The organism is Rhodococcus sp. SORGH_AS_0301 (genome assembly GCF_030818285.1).
Classification (GTDB): Bacteria; Actinomycetota; Actinomycetes; order Mycobacteriales; family Mycobacteriaceae; genus Rhodococcoides.
Window position 1 is genome coordinate 1,995,732 of the sequence record NZ_JAUTAC010000002.1, and the last position, 26,934, is coordinate 2,022,665.

The following is a 26,934-nucleotide window of genomic DNA, read 5'->3' on the forward strand; positions in this document are numbered from 1 at the left end:
TGCATCACACGAGCACGACCACGGAACGACGAAGACGGAGTTGTCATGACCCAGACCCTCGAGCCACCCACGCAGAGCATCTCGCCGCAGCAGCGGGTCGACGCATGGTTGGCCGATTTCGAAGCGGGGATCGCTGCGCGGGACATCGATCGAGTCGTCGCGATGTTCGCCGTCGACAGCTTCTGGCGCGACCTGGTGACGTTCACCTGGAACCTCAAGACGGTGGAGGGACGCGACGGTATCGCCGACATGCTGACGGCACGGCTCGCCGACGTCGCTCCGCAGGGTTTTCGCACGACCGAGACACCCGACGAGGCCGACGGTGTCACTTCCGCATGGATCGAGTTCGAGACCGCGACGGCACGCGGCAAGGGACATCTGCGGCTACGCACCGACGCGGAGTCCGGTGAGTCGCTCGCCTGGACCTTGCTGACGACGATGCAGGAACTGAAGGGGTACGAGGAACCGCGCGGGCACGCGCGACCGATGGGGGCTGTGCACGGCTCGAACAAGGAGACGAAGACCTGGGCCGAGCGACGCGAGGCGGAGGAGAAGGAACTGGGATACGGCATCCAGCCCTACGCCCTCGTCGTCGGCGGCGGTCAGGGTGGCATCGCTCTGGGCGCTCGCCTGCGTCAGATGGGCGTCCCGGCCATCGTCGTCGATCGCGGCGAGCGCCCCGGTGATCAGTGGCGAGGACGCTACAAGTCGCTGTGCCTCCACGATCCGGTCTGGTACGACCACCTCCCCTACCTGCCGTTCCCGGACAACTGGCCGGTGTTCGCCCCGAAGGACAAGATCGGCGACTGGCTCGAGATGTACACGAAGGTCATGGAGGTGCCGTACTGGACGAAGACGACCGCCCTGTCGGCGACCTTCGACGAGGCGGCCGGGGAATGGACCGTGGTGGTCGATCGTGACGGCGAGGAGGTGACGCTGCGACCGAAGCAGCTGGTGATGGCGACGGGCATGTCCGGCAAGGCCTCCATCCCCGACTTCCCGGGAATGGACGTCTTCCGAGGCGAGCAGCATCACTCGAGTCAGCATCCCGGTCCGGACGCCTACGTCGGCAAGAAGGTCGTGGTGGTGGGCTCGAACAACTCGGCGCACGACATCTGCAAGGCGCTGTTCGAGACGGGCGCCGACGTCACGATGCTCCAGCGATCGTCCACTCACATCGTCAAGTCCGACTCGCTGTGCGAGATCGCGCTGGGCGACCTGTACTCCGAGCGCGCCGTCGAATCCGGAATGACCACGCAGAAAGCGGATCTCACCTTCGCCTCACTGCCGTACCGCATCATGCACGAGTTCCAGATCCCGGTGTACCAGCAGATCGCCGAGAAGGACAGGGACTTCTACGACCGCCTTAAGAAGGCCGGCTTCCAGCACGACTTCGGAGACGACGGCTCCGGACTCTTCATGAAGTACCTGCGGCGCGGCTCCGGCTACTACATCGATGTCGGCGCCTCGGAGCTGGTGGCGGACGGCAGCATCCACCTCGTCGGCGGCCAGGTCGACCACCTGACGGAGAACGCGGTGGTGCTGTCCGACGGGACGGAACTCGAGGCCGATCTCGTCGTGTACGCGACGGGCTACGGATCGATGAACGGCTGGGTGGCCGACCTGGTGGACCAGGAGACGGCCGACAAGGTGGGCAAGTGCTGGGGTCTCGGTTCCGACACCACCAAGGACCCCGGCCCGTGGGAGGGCGAACAGCGCAACATGTGGAAGCCGACGCAGCAGGACAACCTGTGGTTCCATGGCGGCAACCTGCACCAGTCGCGGCACTACTCGCTCTACCTCGGCCTACAGCTGAAGGCTCGGTACGAAGGCCTGGACACCCCCGTGTACGGGCTGCAGGAGGTCCATCACCTGCGCTGACAGACGCGTGCGCCGTGTGCGTGTCCCTCGACACGCACACGGCGGTCGTCGGAGCGAGAGAACGTCACTTCACGGTCGGTGTGAGGCCGGTCGTCACTGACCGAGCCAGAGCCGCTTCCGGCAGACGGCGAGCATGGGCTCGACCAGCGCGCGGTCGGTGACCCGAACGCCGTTCTCCAGCAACACCTTCACACGACCGAAGAACTCGTGGGGCGTGAGTCCGAACTCCACCAGGATGTCCTCGGCGCGGCCGCCGCCGTAGACGTACCACCGCCGCAGGAAGGCGACCATCGCGAGGTCGGTCTCCGACGGATCCGTCGGATCGTTGGACAGGGGTGCTGCGCCGGGCGTCGTCGACCGGGAGGCTGCGGGGAAGGGTGTGCGTGTCACGACGCGAGTATTGCCCATCGATCCGACACTGCGGTGACGGATCGGTGAACATGCCGACGAGTCACAGCAATTTCTCAGCGGCTGTTCACTCCGGGACAGCGTGATCACCGGGCCGCGCGGGTATGTGATCCCCACCACGCCACCGCGGCGTCGTCCACCGTTCCGGTAGCGGAGGCAATAGATTCGACGGTGTTCGTCGTTCGTCGGCGGCACGACCGCCGGAGGGGCAGCACGATGAACGTTCGACACAGACGACCGGCCACCTGGTTCGCGACCGCCGCAGTGGGCGTCGCACTGGTCACCGCCCTCGCGGCCCCCGCGAGCGCCGCGCCCGCACCGGGCGACTTCTCCGGCGTCCCGGAGCGGACCTCCCTGTCGTACACCTCGCTCTCCACGGGCGTCCACGTCGGCACTGCCAACGAGAACGAGGCACGGCCGGGACTCTCCACGGTCAAGCTCTACCTGGCGGATCACGTGCTCCGACACGGTGATTCGTCCGCGGAGGACCGCGACCTCGCCGCTCGCATGATCCAGGTGAGCGACGACTGGGCCGCCTCGCTGCTCGACAGCAAGTACCCCGGCGCCATCGACGCCGCGGCGCGCGAGTACGGACTGACCGCGACCTCGCGAGGCAGCTTCTGGGGCGACTCCTACACCAGCACGGCCGACACCGTGCGCTTCCTCGACACCAAGAAGCGCACCGATCCCGGCAGCCCCGTCCTCACGTGGATGACCACGGCGCTACCGGTCGCGGCCGACGGCACGGTCCAGGACTGGGGCACCGGTCGACTCGCCGCCGCCACCGGAACGAAGTGGGGCTGGGCGGACGACGGGTCCAGCGTCGTCGCCTCGGCCTCCATCGGCGACGACTTCACGGTCGCTGCCAACACCTACGGCGGCCCGGCGACCCAGAGCGACGACGTACTCACCGCGCTCGGGGCGTTCGATCTGGCGACCCCGACGATCGTGACCGCGCCGAGTGTTCCGTCGCTGCTGGACGCCATCCTCGGCATTCGCTGACGCCGACATCGACCGGCCTCACGCCGACTTCTTGCGACTCCGATTACCGGATCGAGCGGAGACCGCACCCCCGAGCAGGATCATGCGCATGGTCCGTTCGGCGGCGTCGGTGAGCAACCGCTCGCCGTTCGCGACCGCCTCGGACAACGGCATCGGCACCGTGATGATGGACGCGATGGCGGCGATGCCCACGTCGTGCACCGCCGGCGCTCCGCGACCGAGTGATCCCGCCAACGCGATCACCGGCACGCCGAACTGCTGGCAGCGCCGCGCCACCTCCGCCGGGACCTTGCCACGCGGGGTCTGGAAGTCGATGGACCCTTCGGCAGTGATGACGAGGTCCGCCTTGCGGATTCGGCGGTCGAGGTCGATTCCCGACAGGCCCGAGTCCAGCAACGCATCGAAGCGGGACCGCAACTGCGCCCCGACCCCGGCCGCGAGTCCTGCACCCAGTCCGCCCGACGCTCCCGTGCCCGCTCCGGTCGCCACATCGCCGGTGGCCACACCGTCCCGCTCGAGGACGCGCGCCCAGTTGTCCAGGGCGGCGGCGAGTTCGTCCACCTGATCCGGGGACGCCCCCTTCTGCGGTCCGAACACGCGGGCGACACCGCTGGGTCCGCACAGTACGTTGTGCGGATTGCACGCGAGCACGACGTCGACCTCGGCGAGACGGGGATGCAGCGCCGTCAGATCGAGGTGGTGCGCCCGGATCAGTTCTCGACCGCCGCGGCCGATCTCACGGCCCTGCACGTCGAGGATCCTGGCGCCGAGCGCCTGCAGTGCCCCGGCTCCCCCGTCGCAGGTGCCGGAATCGCCGCAACCCACCAGGATCGTGTCCGCGCCCGCGTCGAGCGCCGCGGCCATGAGCTGGCCGACACCGTAGGTGGTGGTCGCGCCGGGATCGCGCCGATCGTGCGGTACGAGGGAGAGCCCCGCCGCAGCCGCCATCTCCACCACGGCGACGGAGCGCTCGGAGCCACCGAGTCGGGCCCAGTGCGAGGGCACCGGCTCCCCCACCGGTCCGACGACCGTCGTCTCGTGGAGGGTGCCGCGCGTCGCGGCCGCCAGTGTGCGTGCCGTTCCCTCACCGCCGTCGGCGATGGGCGCGGTGTCGACCCGAACTCCGGGTAGTGCGCGCCGCACCCCCGATGCGATGGCGGACGCGACGGACTCGGCGCAGAGGCTCTCCTTGAAACCGCTGGGGGCGACGAGGATGCGCTGGGGAACTCGTGTGGACATGGTTCTCCTGAGATAGGGGTGGGAGCAGTCAGGGCAGGTACAGCGGAAGACCGAGGGCAGGCCACACCCATACCGAGCAGACGAGAACGAGAGCGACGGACACCGGGGCGACCGCGGCGGACAGGCGGAGAAGGTGGCCTGCCGAGAACCCCGGGACGGAGTCGCTCGCGGCGAACATCGCCACCGGTTTGGCCGAACTGGTGAGGGTGAGGCAGAAGCCGGCGGCAGCGGTGGAAGCGAACGCCGCCGCGGCGGGATCGATGCCGAGCACCGGCGCAGTGGCGACGACGACGGGGACGAGCACCGCGGAGCGGGCGGACCGTGACTGGACCACGAGGTGGGACAGCAGCGACACCAGCACCAGTACGACCACGAACACGGTCGCGGCGGACGACCCGAGCGCGCTGATGGGCCCGAAGACCAGGTCGGCGAACCACTCGGCGGCACCCGTCGTGGTCAGCGCCACTCCGAGACACAGTGTTCCGGCCATGAAGAGCAGCAGGCTCCACGGGATGGTGCGGACGGCAGCAGGCAGCGTGGTGGCCCCGACGAACGGTGCCGACGCGAGTAGTGCGCCGATCATCGCGACGATGGCCGGTTCGACACCGTGCACCGGCTCGGTGCACCACAGGGTCACGACGGCGACCAGGACGAGCAGGACACGCTTCTGCGGGACGGTGAGTGGTCCGGCGGACCCGCCGAACGCGTCGCGTGTCACCGAGAGCGGTCGGCGTCGCTCCGCTCGATCGGTGAACAGGGACAGCGCGATCTCCGCCGCGAGATGCGACCACACGATCGCGAGCGGCAGTCCGAGGATCGCCCACTGCAGGAACCCGATGCCCGATCCGGTCGTCGTGCGCACGATCTCGCTGGTGATGAGGTGCGCGCCGGCCCCCAGCAGCGACCCGACCGCGGAGCAGAGGATCACCGCGGGGAAGACCAGGGACAGCGTCAGCACCACTCGGGGCCGTTCACGCAGAACGGTCGCCAGAGCGAGGAACACCGGCAGCGCGAGCGCAGCCCGGCCCGACGTCGACGGGATCGCGAAGGTCGTCAGGAGCAGCACGAGGGTGACCAGATGGACGAGCTGCCGCGGCGACCGGGCGACCGACAGCACGCGTGCCGCAACCCGAGCGGACAGGCCGCTGGCCGTCACCGCCGCGGCGATGACGAACGACCCGACCAACAGCCAGATCACGGTGTCACCCAGTGTGCGCGTGAAGGTCTCGGTGGACACGGGACCCAGGATCACCAACGTCAGAGCGGCGCCCAGAGCGACGTGGGTGTCGTCGAGGGGCGAGAAGATCCACATCCACACCGCGACGAGGAAGACCAGCACCGTGATGGTCCCGTGTGCGGTCAGATCGCCGGCCACTCCTGCCAGGACGACACCGACGGCGAGCACCGCGAGAATGACGGCACTGACGAGGGTCCGCGGCGACGGCGTCGGAACTCGCCGCGGCGTCCGGGTCGGGACAGGACTGGTGGGAGTACGCCGCCCGGGCGGCGTCGTCGCGAACTCGGTGACGGTCATCGGACGCGGTATCCCATCCCGCGCACGGTCTCCACACGCTCGGCGCCGATCTTCGCGCGCAACGCACGCACGTAGACGTCGACCACGTTCGAGGCCGGATCGAAGTCGTATCCCCACACCTGCCCGAGGATCTGCTCACGGGACAGCACCTGGTCGGGGTGGCGCAGGAACGTCTCGAGCAGAGCGAACTCGCGCGCCGTCAGATCGACGACCGACTCCCCCACGTGCACACGGCGTGACCGCAGATCGAGACGAAGGTCCCCCGAGGTCAGCGAGTTGTCCGCCGAACCTGCGGTGTCGTCCTGCAACCGCAGGCGTACCCGTGCGAGGAGCTCGGCGAACTGGAAGGGCTTGGTCATGTAGTCGTTGGCGCCGCCCTCGAGCCCGGCAACGGTGTCGCGCACGCTGTCCCGAGCGGTCAGGACCACCACGGGTGTCGACACACCCTCGCCGCGCAACTGTCGGAGCACCGTGAACCCGTCCATCGCCGGCAGGCCGATGTCGAGCACCACCATGTCGAAGCCACCGCCACGCGCCATCATGAGCGCGGTCTCGCCGTCGGCGACGTGCTCGGTGGTGTACCCGGCGGCCCGCAGACCCTTGCCGACGAAGGAGGCGATGTGGATGTCGTCCTCCGCGATCAGGATTCGGCTCATCGGATCTCCTTCGTGAGTGCATCGTCTGTCGTGGGCGCCGGGCCGGTCTCGGACCGCGGGCTGTGGCCCGGAGCCGGGAGGTCGAGGCCGAACGTCGCCCCCTCGCCGTGCACACTGCGCACCCAGGCGGAGCCGCCGTGGGCGTCGGCGATGGCACGGACGATGGCGAGTCCGAGGCCGGCTCCCGACCGCGCTGCCGGTGACGTCCGGTCGGCGGGCGATCCGCGTTGGAAACGGTCGAAGATGACGGGCGCGTCCTCGGGGCGGACGCCGGGCCCGTCGTCGGCGATCCACAGCGACAACCGTCGAGCGTCCCCGTCGTCGTGGAAGGTCGATCCGAGCCGGATGCGGCTCCCGTCCTCGGTGTGTCCGACGGCGTTGGCCGCGAGCTGGACCATGGCCTGCGTGACGCGCTGGGCGTCCAGAACACACGAGCCCTCCGCGACCTGCATCAGCAACCACTGCCGATCGCCGAGCGTCTGCACCTTCGACTCGATGTCGAGGACGAGTTGCGCCGCATCGACGGGGGCGGGCACGACGAAATCGGGCTGCTCGGCCTTGGCCAACATGAGCAGATCGCTGACGATCCGCCCCATGCGGGCGAGCTCGCTGTCGACGAGCGCCAACGTACGCCGCCGCTCCTCCGGGTCCTCCGACATGAGCTCGAGATGTCCCCGGACGATCGTGATCGGCGTGCGCAGTTCGTGTCCGGCATCGTCGACGAACTGTCGCTGGGTGGTGTACGCCTGCTCCAGCCGGTCGAGCATCGCATTGAACGTCTCGGCGAGATCGGAGATGTCGTCGCGCCCGTGGACCGGGACGCGCGCGGTCAGATCCGTCTCCCCGATCTCGGCCGCGACCGTGCGCACCGTGCGGACAGGAGCGAGAATACGACCGGCGACGAGATACGCGATTCCTGTCGTCAGCAGCAGTCCGACGGCGCCGACCACTGCCATGGTTCGCATGGTCCGATCGACGAGATCACGGTTCGCACCGGTGAACGCCGTGACGACGAACGTGCCGGCGCGGCCGGTCGCGTCGTCGATGACGACGTGCCCCCACCGCATCTCGCCGTTGTCGGTGTCCAGCACTCCGGCGGGTTCGGCCGACTGCACGACCGTCGTCAGGATCGGTGACCCCGGTGCGAGCACGGTCGGCACATCGACGCCGGGCTGAGTCAGTACCGAGTCGCCCACGACGCCGAACATCACTTCACCCGTGCCGGCCGACTGCCGGGCGAGGTACACCTCGAGAAGCCGCTCCACCGAGACGAACGGCTGCGTCGTCGTGGGATCGACCCCCTCGGACGCGAAGGTCCGGAACTCCTCGGCTTCCTGCGCGACGTCCCCGTTGGCGCGCACGTCGACGTCGCGCAACAGCAGATTGCGGGCGGTCACCAGCACGACCACCAACAGAAGAAGGGTCGTCAACATGATCCAGGCGGTGATCTTCCACCGTGCCGGAAGTGCCGATCCACGGCGAGCCGAGACACCGGCGGCGTCACTCATCGTCGTCACCGCCGTCGACGTCGTCGGCGCCGTCATCGCCGTCGTCCGCGTCGTCCGCGTCGTCCTCGGAGAAGTCGACGATCGGCGGTGCCTGCACTGGGGCCTGAACTGGCGGCGGTGTGATCGGAGCGGGAGCGGCCGGCGCGGGCGCGGGAGAGGCAGGCGGGACATCAGGTGTGGGAGCGATCACCTCGGGCGTCGGCTCCGGCGCCACACTCACCACGACGGGCGAGGGGTCGAGGCGTGGCGCCGGTGATCGCGTCACCAGGACCCCGGCGACGAGAACGCACGCGATGGCCACCAGGACGGCGGCCGCGGCGAGTGGGCGGGAGGAGCGCATGACAGCAACTATGCCGGGGGTCCATGACCGTCCCATGAGACGACGATGAAGGTTTCTTCATGTTCGACACGCCGTGAGTGGCCTCAACGGCCGAGCAGGACACCGATCTGCATCTCGATCTCTGCCGCCACGTCCGCGACACTCTTGGTCGCGTTCGCCGTCAGAGCCATGCTGAGAAACAGGATGGCGGAGACGATGTGGGCCTGCACCTGCCGGTCCGGGTGGTGCGTCGCGTCGTCGTCGTCGCGGCCGAGGATCTCCGCGACGACCGCCTCGGTCCGCGCGGCGAGTGACAACGCTTCACGACGATGAGGTTCCGTGTCGTCACCGAACACGACCTCTCGCTGATAGGTCCGGCCGTTCTCGATCTGCTTGCGGTTGCACTCGACGACCGGCATGAGGACGGCCATGACGGCCTCGACCGGGTCCACGACGTGGGCGGCCGCGGCGATGCCCCGCTCGAGCGCGCTCGCATAGTCCGAGTTCTGCACCAGAAGAAGCAGTTCACCCTTGTTCTTCGCGTACAGGAAGACCGTTCCGGTTCCCACGTCGGCGCGGTCGGCGACCTGTTGTGTGGTCACCTCACTCACGCCGTACTCGGCGAAGAGGTCGCGTGCCGCCGTGGTGATGCGGTCGAGCTTGTCCTGCTTGTTCCGTTCTCGACGACTCATCGCCGGGGAGGAAGACACCGCCGCTGCCCTCCTTCGCGCACTCCTGACGGGTGATGTACTCCCGTCATTCTCCCACGGCAGGCTCTCTCAGCTGCCGAGGAAGTCGACGACCACGGGCGCGGCCTCCGCGCGCACCGCACTGGACGCGAACATGGAAAATGGCCCCGGACAACCGTCCGGAGCCATTTCTGTGTCGGGCTGACAGGATTTGAACCTGCGACCACCTGACCCCCAGTCAGGTGCGCTACCAAGCTGCGCCACAGCCCGCGATCCCTCGAAAGGGATCGTGTGTGTCCCGAAGGGAACGAGCAAACACTACCCCAGTGGCGACGCTGGACGCCAATCGCCTCAGCAGCACCACCGGGGCAGTCGCCTACTTCTTCTTGCGGTCCCGCTTCTCCCGGATACGCACCGAGATCCGCACCGGACTGCCGTCGAAGTTGAACTCCTCACGCAGTCGGCGCTCGAGGAACCGGCGGTACCCGGCCTCGAGGAAACCGGTGGTGAACAGCACGAACGTCGGCGGCCGCGTGCTCGCCTGCGTGGCGAACATGACGCGCGGCAGTCGACCACCACGCATCGGCGGCGGCGTCGCGGCCACGACCTCCTTGAGCCAGGAGTTCAGCTGACCGGTCGTGATGCGCTTGTCCCACGACGCGAGCGACGTCTCCAGAGCGGGCACGAGCTTCTGCACCGCACGACCGGTCTTGGCCGAGACGTTGACGCGCTGCGCCCACGGCACGCGCATCAGGTCCCGGTCGATCTCCTTCTCGAGCTGGCCACGACGGTCGTCGTCTACGAGGTCCCACTTGTTGAACGCGATGACCAGTGCGCGGCCGGCGTCGGCGACCATCGAGAGCACCCGCAGGTCCTGCTCGGAGATGACCTCGGACGCGTCGAGCAGCAGGATCGCGACCTCGGCCGCGTCGATGGCGCCCTTGGTGCGGAGCGAGGCGTAGAACTCGGCGCCGCTGGCGTGACTGACGCGTTTGCGCAACCCCGCGGTGTCGACGAAACGCCACACCTTGCCGCCCAGTTCCACCAGTGAGTCGACCGGATCGACGGTGGTGCCGGCGACGTCGTGCACGACCGATCGCTCGTCACCGGTGAGCTTGTTCAGCAGGCTGGACTTGCCCACGTTCGGCTTGCCGACCAGGGCGACACGACGAGGGCCGGCGACACCGGTTCCCTCGCGGGGCGTCTCGGGCAGGACTGCCAGGACGTCGTCGAGCAGATCGCCGGTACCGCGGCCGTGCGTCGCACTGACCGGACGGGGCTCACCGAGACCCAGCGACCACAGCAGTGCCGCTTCGGATTCCGTGCGCTCGTCGTCGACCTTGTTGGCCACCAGGATGACCGGTGTCTTCGACCGACGCAGGACCCGTGCCACGGCCTCGTCCGTCGCCGTCGCACCGACGACGGCGTCGACGACGAGCAGGATGGCGTCCGCTGTCTGCATCGCCATCTCGGCCTGCCGGGCGATCGACTGCTGCATCCCCTTGGCGTCGGGCTCCCAGCCGCCGGTGTCCTGCACCATGAATCGACGTCCGGACCAGTTGGCCTCGTACGAGACACGGTCGCGGGTGACGCCGGGAACGTCCTCCACCACGGCCTCGCGGCGGCCGATGATGCGGTTGACGAGCGTGGACTTGCCCACGTTGGGCCGACCGACGACGGCGAGGGTGGGAACGGCGACCTCGGCCTCGGCCTCGCCGTCACCCTCGAAGTCGATGTCCTCCCAGTCCGACTCCTCGGACCAGATGCCGTCCGAGGCGTAGACCTCGGTCGCGTCGAGCGTGTCGAATGTGTTGTCGCTCATGAGCGTGCTCCTTCCGGGGCATGAGTCGGACGCCGGATGTCCAGACGCTCGGTGACCAGACGCGTCAATTCGTCGATCACCGCGTCCTTGTCGAGGTCGCTGGTGTCCACGGTGACCGCGTCGTCCGCGGGTCGCAGCGGGGACGTGGCACGTGTGGAGTCCGCGTGGTCCCGACGCTGGACGTCGGCGAGCACGGCGTCGTAGTCGTCCCCGCGGCCCTCGGCGATGTTCTGGTCGTTACGACGCGTGGCGCGCGTCTCCGCGGACGCGGTCAGATAGATCTTGATGTGTGCGTCGGTGAGGACGACGGTGCCGATGTCGCGACCCTCCACGACGATCCGACCGGCAGTGTCCGCGATCTCTCGTTGCAGCGCAACGAGTTTCTCGCGCACTGCGGGAACGGCGGACACCGCGGAGACGGCCGCCGTCACGGCGGACCCGCGGATCGGACCGGTGACGTCCTCGCCCGACACCTCGACCCGCTCCCCCGTGGGATCGGTGCCGATGGAGAGGTCGATGGACTCGGTGAGCGCAGCGACGGCGTCCGCGTCTCCGGGATCGACGTCGTTCGTCAGCACCCATGCCGTCGCCGCGCGGTACATCGCACCGGTGTCGAGGTAGGACGCACCGAGCCGGGTCGCCAACAGGCGGGAGACGGACGACTTGCCGGTACCGGACGGGCCGTCCATCGCGACGATCAGTCGATCCTCCGACGCGGTCACAGGCCGACCGCCCCGTACAGGCTGCCGACCTCGCCGCGACCGAGCACCCGCAGCGTGCCGGGTCGCTGGTCGCCGAGGGCGACGGCCCCGATGTCGGTGCGCACCAGGCGTTTCACCGGGAACCCGACCGAGTCGAACAGTCGGCGCACGATGTGCTTGCGACCCTCGTGCAGCACGACCTTCACGAGCGTCTTGCCCTCGTTCACGTCGAGCACCGCGTAGGAGTCCACCTTCGCCGGTCCGTCGTCGAGTTCGACTCCGGAACGCAGCTTCTTGCCCGCATCGCGGTCCAGGACACCCTGCACCGTGGCGAGGTACGTCTTGGACACCTCGAAGGAGGGGTGCATCAGCCGGTGGGCCAGATCGCCGTCGTTGGTCAGCAGGATCAGGCCTTCGGTGTCGGCATCGAGTCGGCCGACGTGGAAGAGCCGCTGTCCTGCCTGGACCCGCTCCGAGACGATGTCGCCGATGCAGGGCCGACCGAGGTCGTCCGACATCGTGGACTGCCATCCGCGCGGCTTGTTCAGCGCGATGTGGACCAGATCGGCCTTGATGACGACACGGGTGCCGTCCACCCGCACGACCGCGACCTCGGGGTCGACGCGGACACCTTGCTCGGTGACGATGCGGCCGTCGACCTCGACGCGTCCCTCGTCGATGAGCTGCTCGGCGGCGCGACGCGAGGCGACACCTGCCTGGGCGAGCACCTTCTGCAAGCGCACACCGTCCTCCGGAGCCACGTGCGGCCGCGGGCCGTCGGTGTGCTGGTGGCGGGCGGGCTTGGCGTTGCTGATGGTGGGAGCAGCCGTCGTCTTGCGCTCCGGCTTCGGCGACTTACCGGGCTTGGAGCCGCTGTTCTTGGGAGCCACCCGGGGGTACCCGGACTTGCCGCCGGGCTTACGGCTCTCGGTGCGCTTGCTGTACGCAGCAGCGGCGACCTTCTTGTTGGGGCGCTTCTTCTGTCGTTCGGGAGTGGAGGCGTCGGATGCGCCGTCCCGGTCCGGTGTGCCATCACGGCGAGCGGAGTCGTTCACGTTTCTTACCTATTCGTCTGTGGTGTCGGTGCCGAACTCGGTGGTCGAGTCCGACTCGGTGTTCTCTCGTCGACGCTCGGCACGCAGGACCCGCGGATCGGAGTCCATGCTGTCGCTGATGTCGTCGATCATGTCCACGCCCGGAAGCAGCGGAGCAAGTTCGGGGAGGTCGGACAGTGACGCCAACCCCAACCGTTCGAGGAACATTTCCGTGGTGACGTACTGCGTCGCCGCAGAGTCCGGGTCGGGACCCGCCTCGGCGATGAGACCTCTCGCGAGGAGAGTGCGCATCACGCCGTCCACGTTCACTCCGCGCACAGCACTGACTCGTGCGCGGGTAACCGGTTGACGATAGGCGATCACAGCGAGGGTTTCCAGTGCCGCTCGGGTGAGCTTGGACCGCGCACCGTCGAGGAGGAGCCGTTCGACATAGGGCGCGTACTCGGTGCGGGTGTAGAAACGCCACCCGTCGCCGGCGAACCGCAGGTCGATGCCACTGCCGCGGGCGGTGAGGTCGGCGGCCATGGCGGTCAGCGCCTGCCGGATGCGCGTTTCGTCACAGTCCAGGGCGGAGGCGAGCTGCGGGACGGATGCCGGGGTGTCGACGACGAGCAGCACCGACTCGAGCGCCGCGCGCACCTCGGCGTCCGACAGGGCGGCGGGAGCGTCCTCGCTCGCTGTCATCCGTAGTCCTCCATCCTCGAGACGTCCATCCGGTCGATGTCGGCAGCGTCGTCGTCGCCGGTCCAGGTGACCGCGAGATCGCCCAGCGCCTCGGGTTGGTCGAACGCGACGACCTTCTCGCGATACAGCTCGAGCAGCGCGAGGAACCGTGCGACCACCTCGACGGTGACCTCGCAGTCGCGGACCAGGTCGGCAAACGTCGCCCACTCACCCACTCCGCGGTCGCGCAGCATCGCCAGGATCGCCCGCGCGTGTTCCGGGACCGACACCGCCGACGCGTGGAGATGGCCGAGACCGACCGTCGGCACCTCGCGCGGGGTGAACGCCGCCGCGGCGATCTCGGCGAAGCGGCGCGGATCCACACCGAGCAACACCTCCGGCAGCAGCGACGCGAACGAGTCCTCGAGCGAGACCGATCGCGGATAACGCCGCAGCGCGGCGTTCTCCAGTTCGCCGAACAACTGCGCCACCTGTTTGTAGGCCCGGTACTGCAGCAGCCGGGCGAACAGCAGGTCCCGCACCTCGAGCAGTGCCAGGTCCTCGGCGTCGTCCACCTCGCCCGACGGCAGGAGGCGGGCGGCCTTGAGGTCCAGCAGGGTCGCCGCGACCACCAGGAACTCGGTGGTCTGGTCGAGACCCATCTCCGCGCCCATCGCGCGGGTGTACGCGATGAAGTCGTCGGTGACGGTGTGCAGTGCGACCTCGGTGACGTCGAGTCGGTGCTGCCCGATCAGGGTCAGCAACAGGTCGAACGGGCCTTCGAAGTTGGTGAGCCGCACCTGGAATCCGGTGGGCGTCGGCGCGTCCCCGACCGTCGTGTCCGTCACGACCGTCCCGTCGGTCAAGACTGGGGTGCGGTGTCCCGGTGGATGACCTCGCGGGCCAACGACCGGTACGCGTCGGCACCCGCGGACTTCGGCGCCCACGTGGTGATCGGCTCGCCGGCGACGCTCGTCTCCGGGAAACGCACGGTGCGCGTGATGACGGTGTCGAAGACGACGTCGCCGAACACCTCGACCACGCGATTCATGACCTCTCGCGAGTGCAGCGTGCGGGCGTCGAACATCGTGACCACGATGCCCTCGAGCTTCAGCCGCGGATTGAGACGATCGCGCACCTTGTCGACGGTGTCGTTGAGCAACGCGAGTCCGCGCAGACTGAAGTACTCGCACTCCATCGGGATGAGCACGGAATCGGCGCACGCGAGGGCATTGACGGTCAACAGGCCGAGCGACGGCTGGCAGTCGATGAGGACGTAGTCGTAGCGATCGAGAATCGGGTGCAGCACGCGTCCCAGCGTCTGCTCGCGGCCGACCTCGGTGACCAGTTGGATCTCGGCCGCGGAGAGGTCGATGTTGCTGGGGAGCAGGTCCATCCCGTCCACCCGCGTACGCATGAGGACGTCGTCGATCGCTACCCGCGGCTCCACCAGCAGGTTGTGCACCGTGAGGTCCAACTCGTGGTGTGGCACACCGAGACCTGCGGAGAGCGCGCCCTGCGGATCGAGGTCGACCAGCAGCACTCGGCATCCGTACTCGGCCAGCGACGCACCCAGATTGATGGTCGACGTGGTCTTGCCGACGCCGCCCTTCTGGTTGCACATCGCGATGACCGTCGCCGGTCCGTGCGAGGACAGCGGCTGCGGATCCGGGATGTCGCGATACGGGCGCCCCGTCGGACCCATGCCCGACGGGTGGGCCAGGGTCGGATGTTCCGGTTCGGGCTGACGAGTGCGGAACAGTGCTCCGTCGTCGTGCGCCGCTGACACCACCGGACCTCCATCCTCACCTCGTGCTGCAGTTCCCCTGAACGCTACCGCGTGTCGGGTGCAGCTTCGTGCGGACACGCTACCGTGCGCGCGGATGCGCCTCGGCCCACACTTCGCGCAACGTCGTGACGGTGACCAGTGTGTAGATCTGCGTGGTGGTCACCGAGGCGTGACCCAGAAGTTCCTGCACCACACGTACGTCCGCGCCGCCGTCGAGCAGGTGGGTCGCGAAGGAGTGCCGCAACGTGTGCGGGGAGACGCTGGCTCCGATCCCGGCGCGCTCCGCCGCGGTCTGCAGGACCTGCCACGCGCTCTGGCGTGACAACCGGCCGCCCCGCACGTTCAGCAGAAGCGCGGGCGTGCCCTGTGATACCAGTGCGGGTCGACCACGGACGAGGTACGCGTCGACGGCGTCGAGTGCGGGACGGCCGATGGGCACGATGCGCTCCTTGCCGCCCTTGCCGTGCAGGACCACGGACCGCGAGTCGGAGTCGATGTCGTCGACGTCGAGTCCCACGGCCTCGGAGATGCGCGCACCGCTGGAGTAGAGGAGCTCGAGCAGCGCCCGGTCGCGAAGACCGCGCGGGGTGTCCGCGGCCTCCCCGGCGACGGCATCGAGGAGCGCGAACACCTGCTCGACGGAGAGCGACTTCGGGAGCCGGCGGCCCGGCGCCGGCGGTTTGACCCCGGCAGCGACGTCGACGTCGACGATGCCCTCGGCCAGCGCGAAGCGGTGGACTCCGCGAACCGCGATGACCGTGCGCGCGGCGCTGCTCGCCGCGAGCGGCGGGAACAGCTCGTTGCCGGACCGGAGGGCCGTCACGAACTCCGCGACGTCCACCTCGGTGACGTCGCGGAGACTGTTCCGGTCGAGTTCACCCAGATGGCTGGCGTAGCGCGAGAGGTCGCGGCGGTACGAGGTGATGGTGTTGCGAGCTGACCCGCGCTCGACGGCGAGGTGATCGAGATAGGTCGCGATCACCTCGCCCGGCGAGTCAGCTGCCATGCGCGCCCTTGCGCTTCTCGAACGCGGTGGGTCGATCACGCCAGGGTGCATCGCTCGGCCGCAACGGAACCGAGCGTGACCGCACCGCCGCCAGCGCCAGGATTCCCGCCACCGCCGACGCGTTCACGATCTCGCCGCTGAACACGCGCGACACCGCCTCGTCCACCGGGACGCGGACGAGCTCGATGTCGGCTTCCTCGTCGTGAGCCTCCGGTCGATCGACCTCGGTCACCTCGTCGGCCAGGTAGATCCGCACGGTCTCGTCCGTGAACCCGGGTGACGCCGCCACGTCGACCAGCAACGACAGGGACGCCGCGGCGAGCCCCGTCTCCTCGGTCAGCTCACGCTTCGCGGCCTCGACGGGATCCTCCCCCGGCTCGTCCAACAGACCCGCGGGAAGCTCGAGCAGGCGACGCCCCAGAGGGTGTCGGTACTGACTGATCAGCACGATGCGCTCGTCGTCGTCCAGCGCGACCACGGCGACCGCACCGTGATGCTCGACGACCTCACGTTCGGCCCCACGACCGCCGGGCATCGTCACCTGGTCGAGCCGGAGCGCGAGAATCGCACCCTGGTACTCGACGGACGATTCGAGGATCTCGAACTCGTGACGATCGGCCATGGTCAGGCCTTCGTCGCGGCGGGTTCGGCCGGCTGCGCCGTGTCGGACTCGTCACCGTGGACGTCGACGGGCAGCCGCTCCTCGGACTTGTACGAGAGCGCAGCGGAGATCAGCGACGCGAAGAGCGGGTGCGGCCGCGTCGGCCGGCTCTTGAGTTCGGGATGCGCCTGCGTGCCGACGAAGAACGGATGCGCGCTCCGCGGCAGTTCGACGAACTCGACCAGGTGGCCGTCCGGGGACGTGCCGCTGAACTGCAGTCCACTCTCCGCGATGCGGTCGCGGTAGCTGTTGTTGACCTCGTAGCGATGGCGGTGACGCTCGGAGACGGACTCGCTGCCGTAGGCCTGCGACACCACCGACCCCTTGGTGAGCGTGGCGGGGTAGGCCCCGAGGCGCATCGTGCCGCCCAGGTCCGCCTCGCCGGCAACCGCCTGCTCCTGGTCCGCCATCGTCGAGATGACCGGCTGTGTCGTCTCGGGCTCGAACTCGGCCGAGTTCGCATCGGTGAGACCGACGGACCGCGCCGCCTCGATGACCATGCACTGCAGACCCAGGCAGAGCCCGAGCGTCGGGATCTTGTGCGTCCGGGCGTGGGTGATCGCGCCGAGCTTGCCCTCGATACCGCGGATGCCGAAGCCGCCGGGAATCACCACGGCGTCGATGTCGGCGAGCGCCAGCTTGGCGCCGGCCGCGGTGTCGCAGTCGTCGGACTGCACCCACACGAGTTCGACCTTCGCGCGGTTGGCGAAACCGCCGGCCCGCAGCGCCTCGGTCACCGACAGGTAGGCGTCGGGCAGATCGACGTACTTGCCGACCAGGGCGACGCGCACCGTCTCACGAGGCTGGTGCACTCGCTCGAGGAGGGTTCCCCACACGGTCCAGTCGACGTCCCGGAACGGCAGTCCGAGCTGCCGCACGACGTACGCGTCGAGACCCTCGCCGTGCAGCACGCGCGGGATGTCGTAGATGGAGGGCGCGTCGGGTGTGGAGATGCACCCGTCGACGTCCACGTCGCACATGAGCGCGATCTTCGCCTTGAGGGCCTGCGGCACGTCGCGGTCTGATCGCAGGATCAGCGCGTCGGGCTGAATACCGATGCTGCGCAACGCCGCCACCGAGTGCTGCGTCGGCTTGGTCTTGAGCTCACCCGAGGGCGCGAGGAACGGAACGAGCGAGACGTGGAGGAAGAAGACGTTCTCCCGGCCGACGTCGTGGCGGACCTGACGCGCCGCTTCGAGGAAGGGCTGCGACTCGATGTCGCCGACGGTGCCACCGATCTCGGTGATGACGACGTCGGGCTCCTGGCCCTGCAGATCCGGTCCGCGCATCGCGAGGATGCGGGCCTTGATCTCGTCGGTGATGTGCGGGATGACCTGGACGGTGTCGCCGAGGTACTCGCCGCGACGCTCCTTGGCGATCACCGTGGAGTACACCTGGCCGGTGGTCACGTTGGCGTATCCGGAGAGATCCCGATCGAGGAACCGCTCGTAGTGGCCGACGTCGAGGTCGGTCTCCGCGCCGTCCTCGGTGACGAAGACCTCGCCGTGCTGGAACGGGTTCATCGTTCCGGGATCGACGTTGAGGTAGGGATCGAGCTTCTGCATCGTGACGCGAAGGCCACGTGAGGTGAGAAGCTGACCGAGGCTCGAGGCCGTGAGCCCCTTGCCGAGCGACGACGCGACGCCGCCGCTGACGAAGATGTGCTTGATGTCGGCCCGCGTATGAATGCGTGACTGCAAAGAGACTCCCGTGACGGTGCGACCCGATGGTGACAGCGAGCGAATCGCTCAACATCGAGTGGTTCGGAACCTGGCCGACCCACGGGACTTCACGGTAACACCTTCACGCGAGTTCGGTCGACACCACGCGGGCGACGACGGCTGGAGTACCTAGCTCGGGGTCGCCCCGACCGTCACGGCCGTCGCGGCAGGACCCGTTCCGTACCGACCCGTACCACCGGCGAGCTGCTCACCGAGTGCCAAGGCGACGGTGATGCGCCCCGACGTGCGATCGACGTCGTCGACGGTGCTGGTCCCGGCTGCGAGGGCGGAATCCGACCGCACCACCGCGATGGGACCGCTGCCCTCAGCCGAACCGGCACGGCCCGCGAGCACGGTTCCGGCTCCGCGTCCGTCCAGAGCGCCGGCGAAGCGAGCCACGATCGCGCCGCGGTTGCCGTCCTCACCCGAGTCGGCGGCCTGTCCGGAGACCACCACCGCGAGCTGTGCCGGTGCCACGGCACCGTCGTCGTACGTGATGAAGCCGCCGCCGCGCAGGGTGTCGAGGGCCAGGCCCAGTTCCTCCGGCGTGCTCTGCGGTTGGGCGGTCTGTGCGTTCAGCAACAGCACCGTACCGAGCAGATCGCCCGCGAGGCTGCCCTGATCCACCGATCCCGTACGCAGTTGTGCGCCTGCGGGAACCACGTTGGTGAGGCGCGTGCGGAGATCGTCGCCGCTGGCGGCGGACACGAACGCCTCGGTGAGCCCCACTCGTCCGGTCACCGACCCGCCCGCGTCGGCGATGGTGCGCTGCACACCCTCCACGTCGGCGGGGTCTGCGTCGGGCGTGGTGACCAGCACGACGGTGCGGTCGGCCAGCGCTCCGGCGACCACCCGGGTCGCGACGGCCGCGTCGAAACCGTCGGCGGCGTTGAGTTGCTCACCGAGTGCGTTGTTCGCCGACTGCAGGTCGTTGACCTCGGTCTGCAGATCGTCCCGGTCGTCGCGGAGTCCGGACAGCACTCGACCGGACAGCAGGCCCGAGCCGAGGACGACTCCGACCGCGAGCGCCAGGAACACCGCGATCAACGAGATGGTGTGCTGACGAAGCGAAATCACTGAAGCAGCCCCTGCACCCACAGGGCGAAGCTGTTCCAGGTCTCGATCGCCCAGTCCAGAGTCGCACCGCTGCCGTTGGTCACGACGAGCGCCGCGATGACGGCGATGAGGGCTGCGAGGACGAGCAGCGCCACCGCGCCACCGGAGACCCGGCTGCGGTACAACGTCGCCATGGCCTTGGCGTCCACCAGTTTCGGACCGACCTTGAGTCGGGTCATGAACGTCGACGGTGTGTCCGCGCGCTTGCTGGCGTCGAAGAACTCGTCGAGCGACGCGGCACATCCGACCGTGACGATGAGTGAGGCGCCGTGGTGGTCGGCGAGCAGGAGCGCGAGGTCCGCCGGGGTGCCCGTGGCCGGGAACGTCATGGCTCCGATGCCCAGGTCCTGGATGCGCTCGAGGCCTTTGGCGTGGCCGTCGGAATCGGCGGGGAGCACCACCTCGGCGCCGGACTTCAGCGTGCGGCTGCTCACGTCGTCCGGGTCGCCGACGATCAGGTCGGGGCGATATCCCGCCTCCGACAGCGTGTCGGCGCCGGCGCCGACACCGATGAGGATCGGCGAGTACTCCTTGATGAACGGCTTGAGCGACTTGAGATCGGCCACGTGGTCGGTGCCCTCGGCGACGACCACGACGTGACGACCGTTCATGTCGACGTCCACCTCGGGCACTCCGACGCCGTCGATCAGCAGCGGCGACTCGGTGCGGATGAACTCGATCGTGTTGCCCGAGAACGCTTCCAGGTGATCGATCAGACCGGACTTGGCCTCGATCATGCGGTCGGAGATGTCGGCCTCGGACTGCTCGGTGCCGGTGGCGAGACGTCGCTCCCCGGCGTACACGTTGCCGTCGTGCAGGCGGATCTTCGAACCGTCCTTGACCTTCTTGAAGACGTCGGAGCCCACCTCGTCGATGAGCTCGATGCCGTTGGCGACGAGCACCTCCGGACCGAGATTGGGGTAGCGCCCCGAGATCGAGGCGGAGGCGTTGACCACGGCCGTCACGCCGGCCTGTACCAGCAGGTCGGCGGTGATCCGGTCGAGGTCGAGTTCGTCGAGAACGACGATGTCTCCGGGACCGACACGGCGCAGGAGCTTGGCCGTGGAGCGATCGACCCGAGCGATTCCCGTGACTCCGGGAAGTGAGTCATGACTACGCGAGAGCAGAGCCGGCATCTTCATGCACACGATGATGGACAACAACACGGCAGCATCGGCGGAGGCGCGCCGTAACAACTACCACATCATTCACATCAGTCACACCAGCACATCGCTCTCAGGCGGTCGCGGACTCCCGTTCCGCCGTCGCGGTGCGCAACAGTTCCTCGGCATGTGCCCGGCCGGTCTCGGTGTCGTCGAGCCCGGCGAGCATGCGCGCGAGTTCCACGACACGCTCGGAATCCGTCAGAGTGCGCACACCACTGTTGGGGCCGCCACGTTTTCCGTCGGTCTTGTTCACCACCAGGTGCGTGTCGGCGAACGCCGCGACCTGCGGGAGGTGCGTCACGACGATGACCTGGTGCGTCCTGGCCAGGCGTGCCAGCCGCTTGCCGATCTCCACGGCGGCGCGACCACCCACGCCGGCATCGACCTCGTCGAAGACCATGGTCGCTCCGGCATCCGATCGCGCGAGGACCACCTCGAGCGCCAACATCACGCGGGAGAGCTCACCGCCGGACGCGCTCTTGTTGAGCGGCAGCGACTGCGCACCGCTGTGCGCGGACAGACGGAACTCGATCTCGTCGGTGCCGGTCGACCCGGCGTGCAGCGCGGTTCCGTCGACGGACAGCGCCGACCGATCGTCCGCACCCGCAGCGCGGGGGCGCACCTCGACGTCCAGCTTGGCCTTGCCCATCGCCAGGCCGGCGAGTTCGGCGCTGACCGCCTTGGACAGTTTCGCCGCAGCCTTCACCCGCGCGGCCGACAGCTTGCGTGCGACCTCGGCGGTCGCTGCACCGGTGGTGGAGACGCGCTCGGTCAGCGCTGCCACGGCGTCGGCGGAGACGTCCAGTCCCGTCAGGCGGGTTCGTGCGTCCTCCGCCCACGCGAGCACTCCGTCCACGTCGGCGGCGTACTTGCGAGTCAGACTCTTGAGCTCCGCTTGACGCGAGAGCAGCGTGTCCAGTGACTCCGGATCGGCGGGCAGATCCTCGAGGTACGAGGTGAGCTCGGCTCCGACGTCGGTCACCACCGCGATAGCCTCGGCGAGACGTGGGCCGACGGCCGAGAGAATCTCGTCGTCGGTCGAGGCGAGTCGATCGCGGGCCTCGCCCAACAGCGCCATGACGGACACGTCGCCGGGGTCGTCGCCACCGGTGAGCGCCGTGTGCGCGGCGGACGCCGCATCGCGGAGCGAGTCGAGATCGCTGAGCCGCCGGACGGTCGCCGCGATGTCGGTGTCCTCGTGCGGTGCCGGTGCGACCGCGTCGATCTCGTTCAGGGCGAACGTGAGCTGGTCCGCCTCGCGCGCGAGTTCGCGAGCCTTCTCCGTCCGCTCCCGCAGTTCGGTCACCGCAGCGACCCACTGCGAGCGGCGAGTGCGGTACGTCTCGAGCAGCGGCCCGATGGCGTCCGCAGCGAAGCGGTCCAGAGCGGCCAACTGCTGATCGCTGCGTTGCAGACGCAGTTGATCGTTCTGTCCGTGCACCGTGAGCAACGATCCGGTGAACTCCGACAGGACGCCTGCGGGCACACTGCGGCCGCCGAGATGAGCACGTGATCGGCCGTCGCTGCCGACCGTCCGGAGGGCGATGATGCTGTCGTCCTCGTCGCGCCGACCGCCGGTGGACTCGAGCAACTGCTCCACGTCGCCGCGGACCTGGTCGGTGACGTGGTCGGTGGTGAAACGACCCTCGACCACCGCGCGGTCGGCGCCGACACGGACACGCCCGGCGTCGGCGCGCGCGCCGGAGAGCAGATGCAGGCTGGTGACGACCATCGTCTTGCCGGCACCGGTCTCACCGGTGAGCACCGTCAGGCCCTCCGAGAACGACGCCGTCGCCTCGGCGATGACTCCCAGGCCGTCGATACGAATTTCGGACAACACGTCGGTTACGTCACCCTCCCCCGCCAGCCGGTGACCGGCAAGGCGAACTTGTGTACGAGTCGATCGGCGAACGGCGCGGAGTCGAGCCGGATCCACTTGATCGGCTCACATCCTCGCACCACCTCGACGCGAGCACCGGCGGGCAGGCGCAGGGTGCGCCTGCCGTCGCAGAAGACCACCGCGTCGTGTCCACCGTCGAAGGTCTCGATGGCGATGTGTGACTCGGGACTGGTCACCAGCGGCCGCGCGAACAGCGCGTGGGCGTTACTGGGGATGACGAGGATCGCCTCGAGCTCCGGCCACACGACCGGACCACCGGCCGAGAACGCATAGGCGGTGGACCCGGTGGGGGTCGACAGCAGAACACCGTCGCACCCGAACGAGGACACCGGACGGTCGTCCACCTCGAGCACCACCTCGAGCACCCCGAGCCGCGACCCGTTCTCGATACTGGCCTCGTTCAGCGCCCACCCACGTTCGATGATCTCGCCGTCGACGTGCACGGTGATGTCCAGCGTCATCCGCGGTTCGATGCGGTACTCGCGGCGCACCACGATGGCCAGGGTCTCCTCGAGATCGTCGGCCTCCGCCTCGGCGAGGAATCCGATGCGTCCCAGGTTCACGCCGAGCACCGGGATGGACGCCACCCGCGCGAGTTCCGCAGCGCGCAGGAAGGTTCCGTCGCCGCCGAGGACCAGGACGAGCTCGCAGCCCACCGCCGCCGACGGACCGAACTCCACGACGGAGACGTCGGACTGCGGTGTGGAGAGCGCATCGATCCCCGACGTCGACTCCAACCGCGACGTGTCGTGCTCGTCGACGAGCACGCGCAGGGCGATCCCGTGATCGTGGAACACCTTCGCCGCGCGCAGAGCCGTCTGCTCGATGTCCGGGCGACCCGGATGCGCGACGAGCAGGATGGTGCGCTCGGGCACGGTCGACTCGCTCACTGAGGCCCCTTCTCCACGGCGTCGGACACCAGTTGCTCGACGGACGTCGACTGGGCTGTGCTGGGATCGTCGTCCGGACCCGGAACGGTGAGCCACAGGAAGTACTCGACGTTGCCGGACGGACCGGGCAGTGGGCTCGGCTCCACACCGGACGTGACCAGGCCCAGGTCGGCCGCGGCGCGCGCGACTCCCAGCACCGCATCTGCGCGCAGGGCGGGATCGCGGACCACTCCCCCTGCACCGACGCGATCCTTGCCGACCTCGAACTGGGGCTTGACCATCGGGAGGATGCTGGCACCCGGACGGGCACACGCGGCGAACGCCGGGAGTACGAGAGCCAACGAGATGAAGGACAGGTCGGCGACCACGAGGTCGACCGGCCCGCCGATGGCCTCGGCATCGATGCCGCGGACGTTCGTACGGTCGAGGACTCGCACCCGCTCGTCGGTCCGTAGCCGCCACACCAACTGTCCGTAGCCTACGTCGACCGCCACGACCTCGCGTGCACCCTTGGACAACAGCACGTCGGTGAACCCACCGGTGGACGCACCCGCGTCGAGACACCGCGCGCCCTCCACCGTGACACCGCGTGGCTCGAAGGCGGCGAGCGCGCCCAGTAGCTTGTGTGCACCTCGAGAGGCCCACGACACCTCGTCGGAGACCTCGGTGACCCGTAGCGCCGTGCCGGGCTCGACCGCGGTGGCGGGCTTCGTGGCCACGGTGCCGGCGATCAGCACTCGACCGTCCGAGATGAGCTCCGAGGCGTGATCCCGAGATCGGGCCAGACCGCGGCGGACGAGTTCCGCGTCCACCCGAGCGCGACGAGCCATGTCAGTTCTTGTCCACGGACGCGAGCGCGTCGACGAGTACCTCGTGCGCGCGGTCGAGGATGCGGGCCTGCCGCGTCAGCGTGACCAGGCCGTGCGGGTCGTCCGTACCCTCGCCGAACGGCGCCGACGCCGCCACGTCCGCCTCGGCGACCAGCGCGTCGACAGCCGAGACGACGGCGTCGGGATCGACGGACGTGCCCTCGACATCGGAGTGCGACGGCAAGTGCTGACCGGGGCGGGGAACGGGCGTGCTCATCGCGGACAACGCTAGCCGATACCCCCGACGACGTCGGTCGGCGGTGGTGACCGTCAGTGTCAGGCGGTCCACCGCGCGACGACATCCGCAGCCGCACCGGACGCGCCCTCGACGGTGTCGAAGCCGCCGAGCGCCCAGACCGCGGGGAGAACGTCGCGCAGTGCCTCGATCCAGAGGTCGCCGTCGGCGTCGACGTCGCCCGTGGTCTCGACTCGCAGCACGGAACCGGACAGCGACACCGACCAGGTGTCGGAAGCCTCGGAGGGAACGAGAGACGCGGCCGGCTCCTCGAGCAGAGCCGACAGGGACGACGCGAGGTACGTGGGGCGCTCGTGCGGGACGGCAGTGAGCACATCGTGCACGGTGCTCACTCCGGTGAGCACGAGGAGTGACGGCACACCCACCTCGTTGGCTCCCGCGATGTCCGTGTCCAGACGGTCACCCACCACCAGCGGCGTGGTCGACCCGCTGCGCTCGAGCGCGTCCTTCATGAGAGGTGCCTCGGGCTTGCCCGCCACGATCGGGGTGGCCCCCGTCGCTGCGGCGACCGCCGCGACCATGGCACCGTTTCCCGGCCCGAGACCGCGAGGCGTCGGCAGGCTGGTGTCGGCATTCGTGGCCACCCAGCGTGCGCCGGCACGGACCGCGTAGGTCGCCTCGGCGATGTTCGCCCACCCCGTCTCGGGGGAATGTCCCTGGACGACCGCGGCCGGAGTGGGGTCCGCTGTACGAACCGGCACCAGGCCGGCGGCGGACACCTCTGCCTCGAGGGCCTCGGTTCCGACGACCAGCACGGACGCACCTGCGGGCAGGAGACCAGCGAGAAGCCGCCCCGCCGCCTGGGAACTCGTCACCACCGACTCGTCGGGCGCACGGAAACCGAGATCGCGTAGGTGCTCGGCCACCTGAGCGGGAGACCGACTGGCGTTGTTGGTGACGTAGCAGAGCTGAGAGGAGCACTCGCGGAGAATGTCGACGGCACCGTCGATCGGATCGGGACCCCGGTACAGAGTCCCGTCGAGATCGAGCAGCAGGGCGTCGTGAGCGTCGGTCAGACGGGTCACTGACCGGTCAGTTCGTCGACTCGGTCCTCGGCGTCCGTCTCACCCTCGACGTCGGCGGCGGCGGCACGGAGGAACCACTGCACCCCGTCGTCCGCTCGACCGGCGGCCACGAGAGCGTCGGCGTAGGCGTAGTACAGCCGCGCTGCAGCCGACCCCGTGCGATCTCCCTCGAGATCCGGAGTCTGCAGCGTCACCACCGCCTGGTCGTACTGCCCCATGTCCATGCGGGCACCCGCGACGACGATGCGCAGTTCGGACGCATCGTCACCCGTCAGCTGGCGAGCCTCGTCGCTGCGTCCGAGCTCGATGGCGCGCTCCGGCCGACCGAGGCCCCGCTCACAATCAGCCATGACGGACAGCAGGCCTGGTCCACCGGCCATACGGCGGGCGGCGCGGAGCTCTGACAGAGCCTCCGCCCACTCTCCTGCGTGATACGCGGCGATGCCGGCCGTCTCTCGGACCACGGCGATGCGGCCGGCACGCTGCCGCGCCGCTCGCGCGTGCAGCAGTGCTGCGGCGGGATCGTCTCCGATCAGCTGACTGACCATGACCATGTGTCGTGCAACAGCTTCCGCGTTGCTCTTGTCGAGGCTCAACAGGTCTCGACGGACCCCGGGTTCGAGATCTTTCGCGTCGACGTCGTCCGGCAGATCGGGCTCGACCGGACGAGGAGCGCGAGAATCAGGGCCTCGCCCACCGCCGGCGCGCGGACCTGCGCTCCCTTCACCGCCGCGACGACGGGGAGGTGCACCCTGTCCTCGAGTGCGGTCGGGTGCCTGGCCCCTGCCGGAACCCTGCCGACGGTCGCCGGACGTCGATCGATCCCCGGAGCGCCCACGGTCGCCGGTGTGGCGACGTTCGTCCTGGCTCCCGGAACGGTCACCGGAGCGAGGGGCCGATGATCGGAACGACCCGCGTTCCCCCGCGCTGTCGCGGCGAGGTGCCCGGTTGTCGCGCGCGGGCGGCCGGCGGTCCGAATCGGACGTACGACCTTCCGATGACGGCTCTTCCGGCACGGTGGTTCCTTTCGATCGATCGGCGACCGAGCTCTCCCGCTC

26 protein-coding genes and 1 tRNA gene are annotated in these 26,934 nt (G+C 69.0%); 2 read left to right on the forward strand and 25 right to left on the reverse strand.

The window, feature by feature from the left end; all coding sequences use genetic code 11:
• Positions 1–45: 45 nt before the first annotated feature.
• A complete protein-coding gene (locus tag QE397_RS09975) occupies positions 46–1,881 on the forward strand; it encodes an NAD(P)/FAD-dependent oxidoreductase (RefSeq protein ID WP_307093129.1) in 1,836 nt (611 codons plus the stop codon).
• Positions 1,882–1,974: 93 nt separating this feature from the next.
• Here QE397_RS09975 and QE397_RS09980 read toward each other — a convergent pair whose 3' ends face one another.
• On the reverse strand, positions 1,975–2,271 hold the full coding sequence (locus QE397_RS09980) for a hypothetical protein (RefSeq protein ID WP_307093131.1): 297 nt from the start codon (positions 2,269–2,271) through the stop codon (positions 1,975–1,977).
• A gap of 234 nt (positions 2,272–2,505) precedes the next feature.
• Here QE397_RS09980 and QE397_RS09985 point away from each other — a divergent pair, with 234 nt between their 5' ends.
• The gene (locus QE397_RS09985; protein WP_307093133.1) at positions 2,506–3,291 is read left to right on the forward strand and encodes a hypothetical protein; all 786 of its coding nucleotides are present in this window, start codon (positions 2,506–2,508) and stop codon (positions 3,289–3,291) included.
• 18 nt (positions 3,292–3,309) lie between these two features.
• Here the strand turns inward: QE397_RS09985 and QE397_RS09990 are convergent, their stop codons facing one another.
• From QE397_RS09990 to QE397_RS10105, 24 genes are all read right to left on the reverse strand, one after another.
• Positions 3,310–4,530, reverse strand: a complete 1,221-nt coding sequence (locus tag QE397_RS09990) for a glycerate kinase (protein ID WP_307093134.1) — start codon at positions 4,528–4,530, stop codon at positions 3,310–3,312.
• A gap of 28 nt (positions 4,531–4,558) precedes the next feature.
• Positions 4,559–6,064, reverse strand: coding sequence for an SLC13 family permease (locus QE397_RS09995; protein ID WP_307093136.1), 1,506 nt, complete (start codon positions 6,062–6,064; stop codon positions 4,559–4,561).
• A complete protein-coding gene (locus QE397_RS10000) occupies positions 6,061–6,720 on the reverse strand; it encodes a response regulator transcription factor (RefSeq protein ID WP_056444417.1) in 660 nt (219 codons plus the stop codon). Before QE397_RS10000 ends, QE397_RS09995 begins: the two co-directional genes overlap by 4 nt.
• A complete protein-coding gene (locus tag QE397_RS10005) occupies positions 6,717–8,228 on the reverse strand; it encodes an ATP-binding protein (protein ID WP_307097470.1) in 1,512 nt (503 codons plus the stop codon). The genes QE397_RS10000 and QE397_RS10005 overlap by 4 nt, the downstream gene beginning before the upstream one ends.
• Positions 8,221–8,568, reverse strand: coding sequence for a hypothetical protein (locus QE397_RS10010; RefSeq protein ID WP_307093139.1), 348 nt, complete (start codon positions 8,566–8,568; stop codon positions 8,221–8,223). The genes QE397_RS10005 and QE397_RS10010 overlap by 8 nt, the downstream gene beginning before the upstream one ends.
• Before the next feature lie 83 nt (positions 8,569–8,651).
• Positions 8,652–9,257 carry a TetR/AcrR family transcriptional regulator gene (locus tag QE397_RS10015; RefSeq protein ID WP_307093141.1) on the reverse strand — a complete coding sequence of 202 codons (606 nt, stop codon included), beginning with the start codon at positions 9,255–9,257 and terminating at the stop codon, positions 8,652–8,654.
• Between the two features lie 175 nt (positions 9,258–9,432).
• Positions 9,433–9,506: transfer RNA gene (locus QE397_RS10020), tRNA-Pro, on the reverse strand.
• A 106-nt stretch (positions 9,507–9,612) separates the two neighbouring features.
• Positions 9,613–11,058: a ribosome biogenesis GTPase Der gene (der, locus tag QE397_RS10025; RefSeq protein WP_307093143.1), complete on the reverse strand. Its 1,446-nt coding sequence runs from the start codon at positions 11,056–11,058 to the stop codon at positions 9,613–9,615.
• Complete coding sequence (gene cmk, locus QE397_RS10030) at positions 11,055–11,747, reverse strand: (d)CMP kinase (RefSeq protein WP_307097472.1); 693 nt, start codon at positions 11,745–11,747, stop codon at positions 11,055–11,057. The genes der and cmk overlap by 4 nt, the downstream gene beginning before the upstream one ends.
• Positions 11,748–11,776: 29 nt before the next feature.
• Positions 11,777–12,814, reverse strand: coding sequence for a pseudouridine synthase (locus tag QE397_RS10035; RefSeq protein WP_081821205.1), 1,038 nt, complete (start codon positions 12,812–12,814; stop codon positions 11,777–11,779).
• Positions 12,815–12,823: 9 nt separating this feature from the next.
• Positions 12,824–13,498, reverse strand: a complete 675-nt coding sequence (scpB, locus tag QE397_RS10040) for an SMC-Scp complex subunit ScpB (RefSeq protein ID WP_307093145.1) — start codon at positions 13,496–13,498, stop codon at positions 12,824–12,826.
• Positions 13,495–14,343, reverse strand: coding sequence for a segregation/condensation protein A (locus QE397_RS10045; RefSeq protein ID WP_222632467.1), 849 nt, complete (start codon positions 14,341–14,343; stop codon positions 13,495–13,497). Before QE397_RS10045 ends, scpB begins: the two co-directional genes overlap by 4 nt.
• Positions 14,340–15,239, reverse strand: a complete 900-nt coding sequence (locus tag QE397_RS10050) for a ParA family protein (RefSeq protein ID WP_307097474.1) — start codon at positions 15,237–15,239, stop codon at positions 14,340–14,342. Before QE397_RS10050 ends, QE397_RS10045 begins: the two co-directional genes overlap by 4 nt.
• 106 nt (positions 15,240–15,345) lie before the next feature.
• A complete protein-coding gene (gene xerD / locus QE397_RS10055) occupies positions 15,346–16,272 on the reverse strand; it encodes a site-specific tyrosine recombinase XerD (protein WP_307093149.1) in 927 nt (308 codons plus the stop codon).
• Entirely contained in the window at positions 16,262–16,900 is a 639-nt protein-coding gene (locus tag QE397_RS10060; RefSeq protein WP_307097476.1) for an NUDIX hydrolase, read from the reverse strand. Before QE397_RS10060 ends, xerD begins: the two co-directional genes overlap by 11 nt.
• Entirely contained in the window at positions 16,897–18,633 is a 1,737-nt protein-coding gene (locus QE397_RS10065; protein ID WP_222632474.1) for a CTP synthase, read from the reverse strand. The genes QE397_RS10060 and QE397_RS10065 overlap by 4 nt, the downstream gene beginning before the upstream one ends.
• 150 nt (positions 18,634–18,783) lie before the next feature.
• On the reverse strand, positions 18,784–19,731 hold the full coding sequence (locus tag QE397_RS10070) for a copper transporter (protein ID WP_027505464.1): 948 nt from the start codon (positions 19,729–19,731) through the stop codon (positions 18,784–18,786).
• Positions 19,728–20,912: a putative cytokinetic ring protein SteA gene (gene steA / locus QE397_RS10075; RefSeq protein WP_027505465.1), complete on the reverse strand. Its 1,185-nt coding sequence runs from the start codon at positions 20,910–20,912 to the stop codon at positions 19,728–19,730. The genes QE397_RS10070 and steA overlap by 4 nt, the downstream gene beginning before the upstream one ends.
• A 94-nt stretch (positions 20,913–21,006) precedes the next feature.
• The gene (gene recN / locus QE397_RS10080; protein ID WP_027505466.1) at positions 21,007–22,776 is read right to left on the reverse strand and encodes a DNA repair protein RecN; all 1,770 of its coding nucleotides are present in this window, start codon (positions 22,774–22,776) and stop codon (positions 21,007–21,009) included.
• Between the two features lie 5 nt (positions 22,777–22,781).
• Complete coding sequence (locus QE397_RS10085; protein WP_027505467.1) at positions 22,782–23,726, reverse strand: NAD kinase; 945 nt, start codon at positions 23,724–23,726, stop codon at positions 22,782–22,784.
• On the reverse strand, positions 23,723–24,556 hold the full coding sequence (locus QE397_RS10090; protein WP_056444390.1) for a TlyA family RNA methyltransferase: 834 nt from the start codon (positions 24,554–24,556) through the stop codon (positions 23,723–23,725). The genes QE397_RS10085 and QE397_RS10090 overlap by 4 nt, the downstream gene beginning before the upstream one ends.
• 1 nt (position 24,557) lies before the next feature.
• Positions 24,558–24,812 carry a hypothetical protein gene (locus QE397_RS10095; protein ID WP_222631329.1) on the reverse strand — a complete coding sequence of 85 codons (255 nt, stop codon included), beginning with the start codon at positions 24,810–24,812 and terminating at the stop codon, positions 24,558–24,560.
• A gap of 59 nt (positions 24,813–24,871) precedes the next feature.
• Positions 24,872–25,876 (reverse strand): HAD-IIA family hydrolase, encoded by a 1,005-nt coding sequence (locus QE397_RS10100; protein ID WP_307093153.1) that lies wholly within the window; start codon positions 25,874–25,876, stop codon positions 24,872–24,874.
• Entirely contained in the window at positions 25,873–26,892 is a 1,020-nt protein-coding gene (locus QE397_RS10105; RefSeq protein ID WP_373425223.1) for a hypothetical protein, read from the reverse strand. The genes QE397_RS10100 and QE397_RS10105 overlap by 4 nt, the downstream gene beginning before the upstream one ends.
• Between the last annotated feature and the right edge of the window lie 42 nt (positions 26,893–26,934).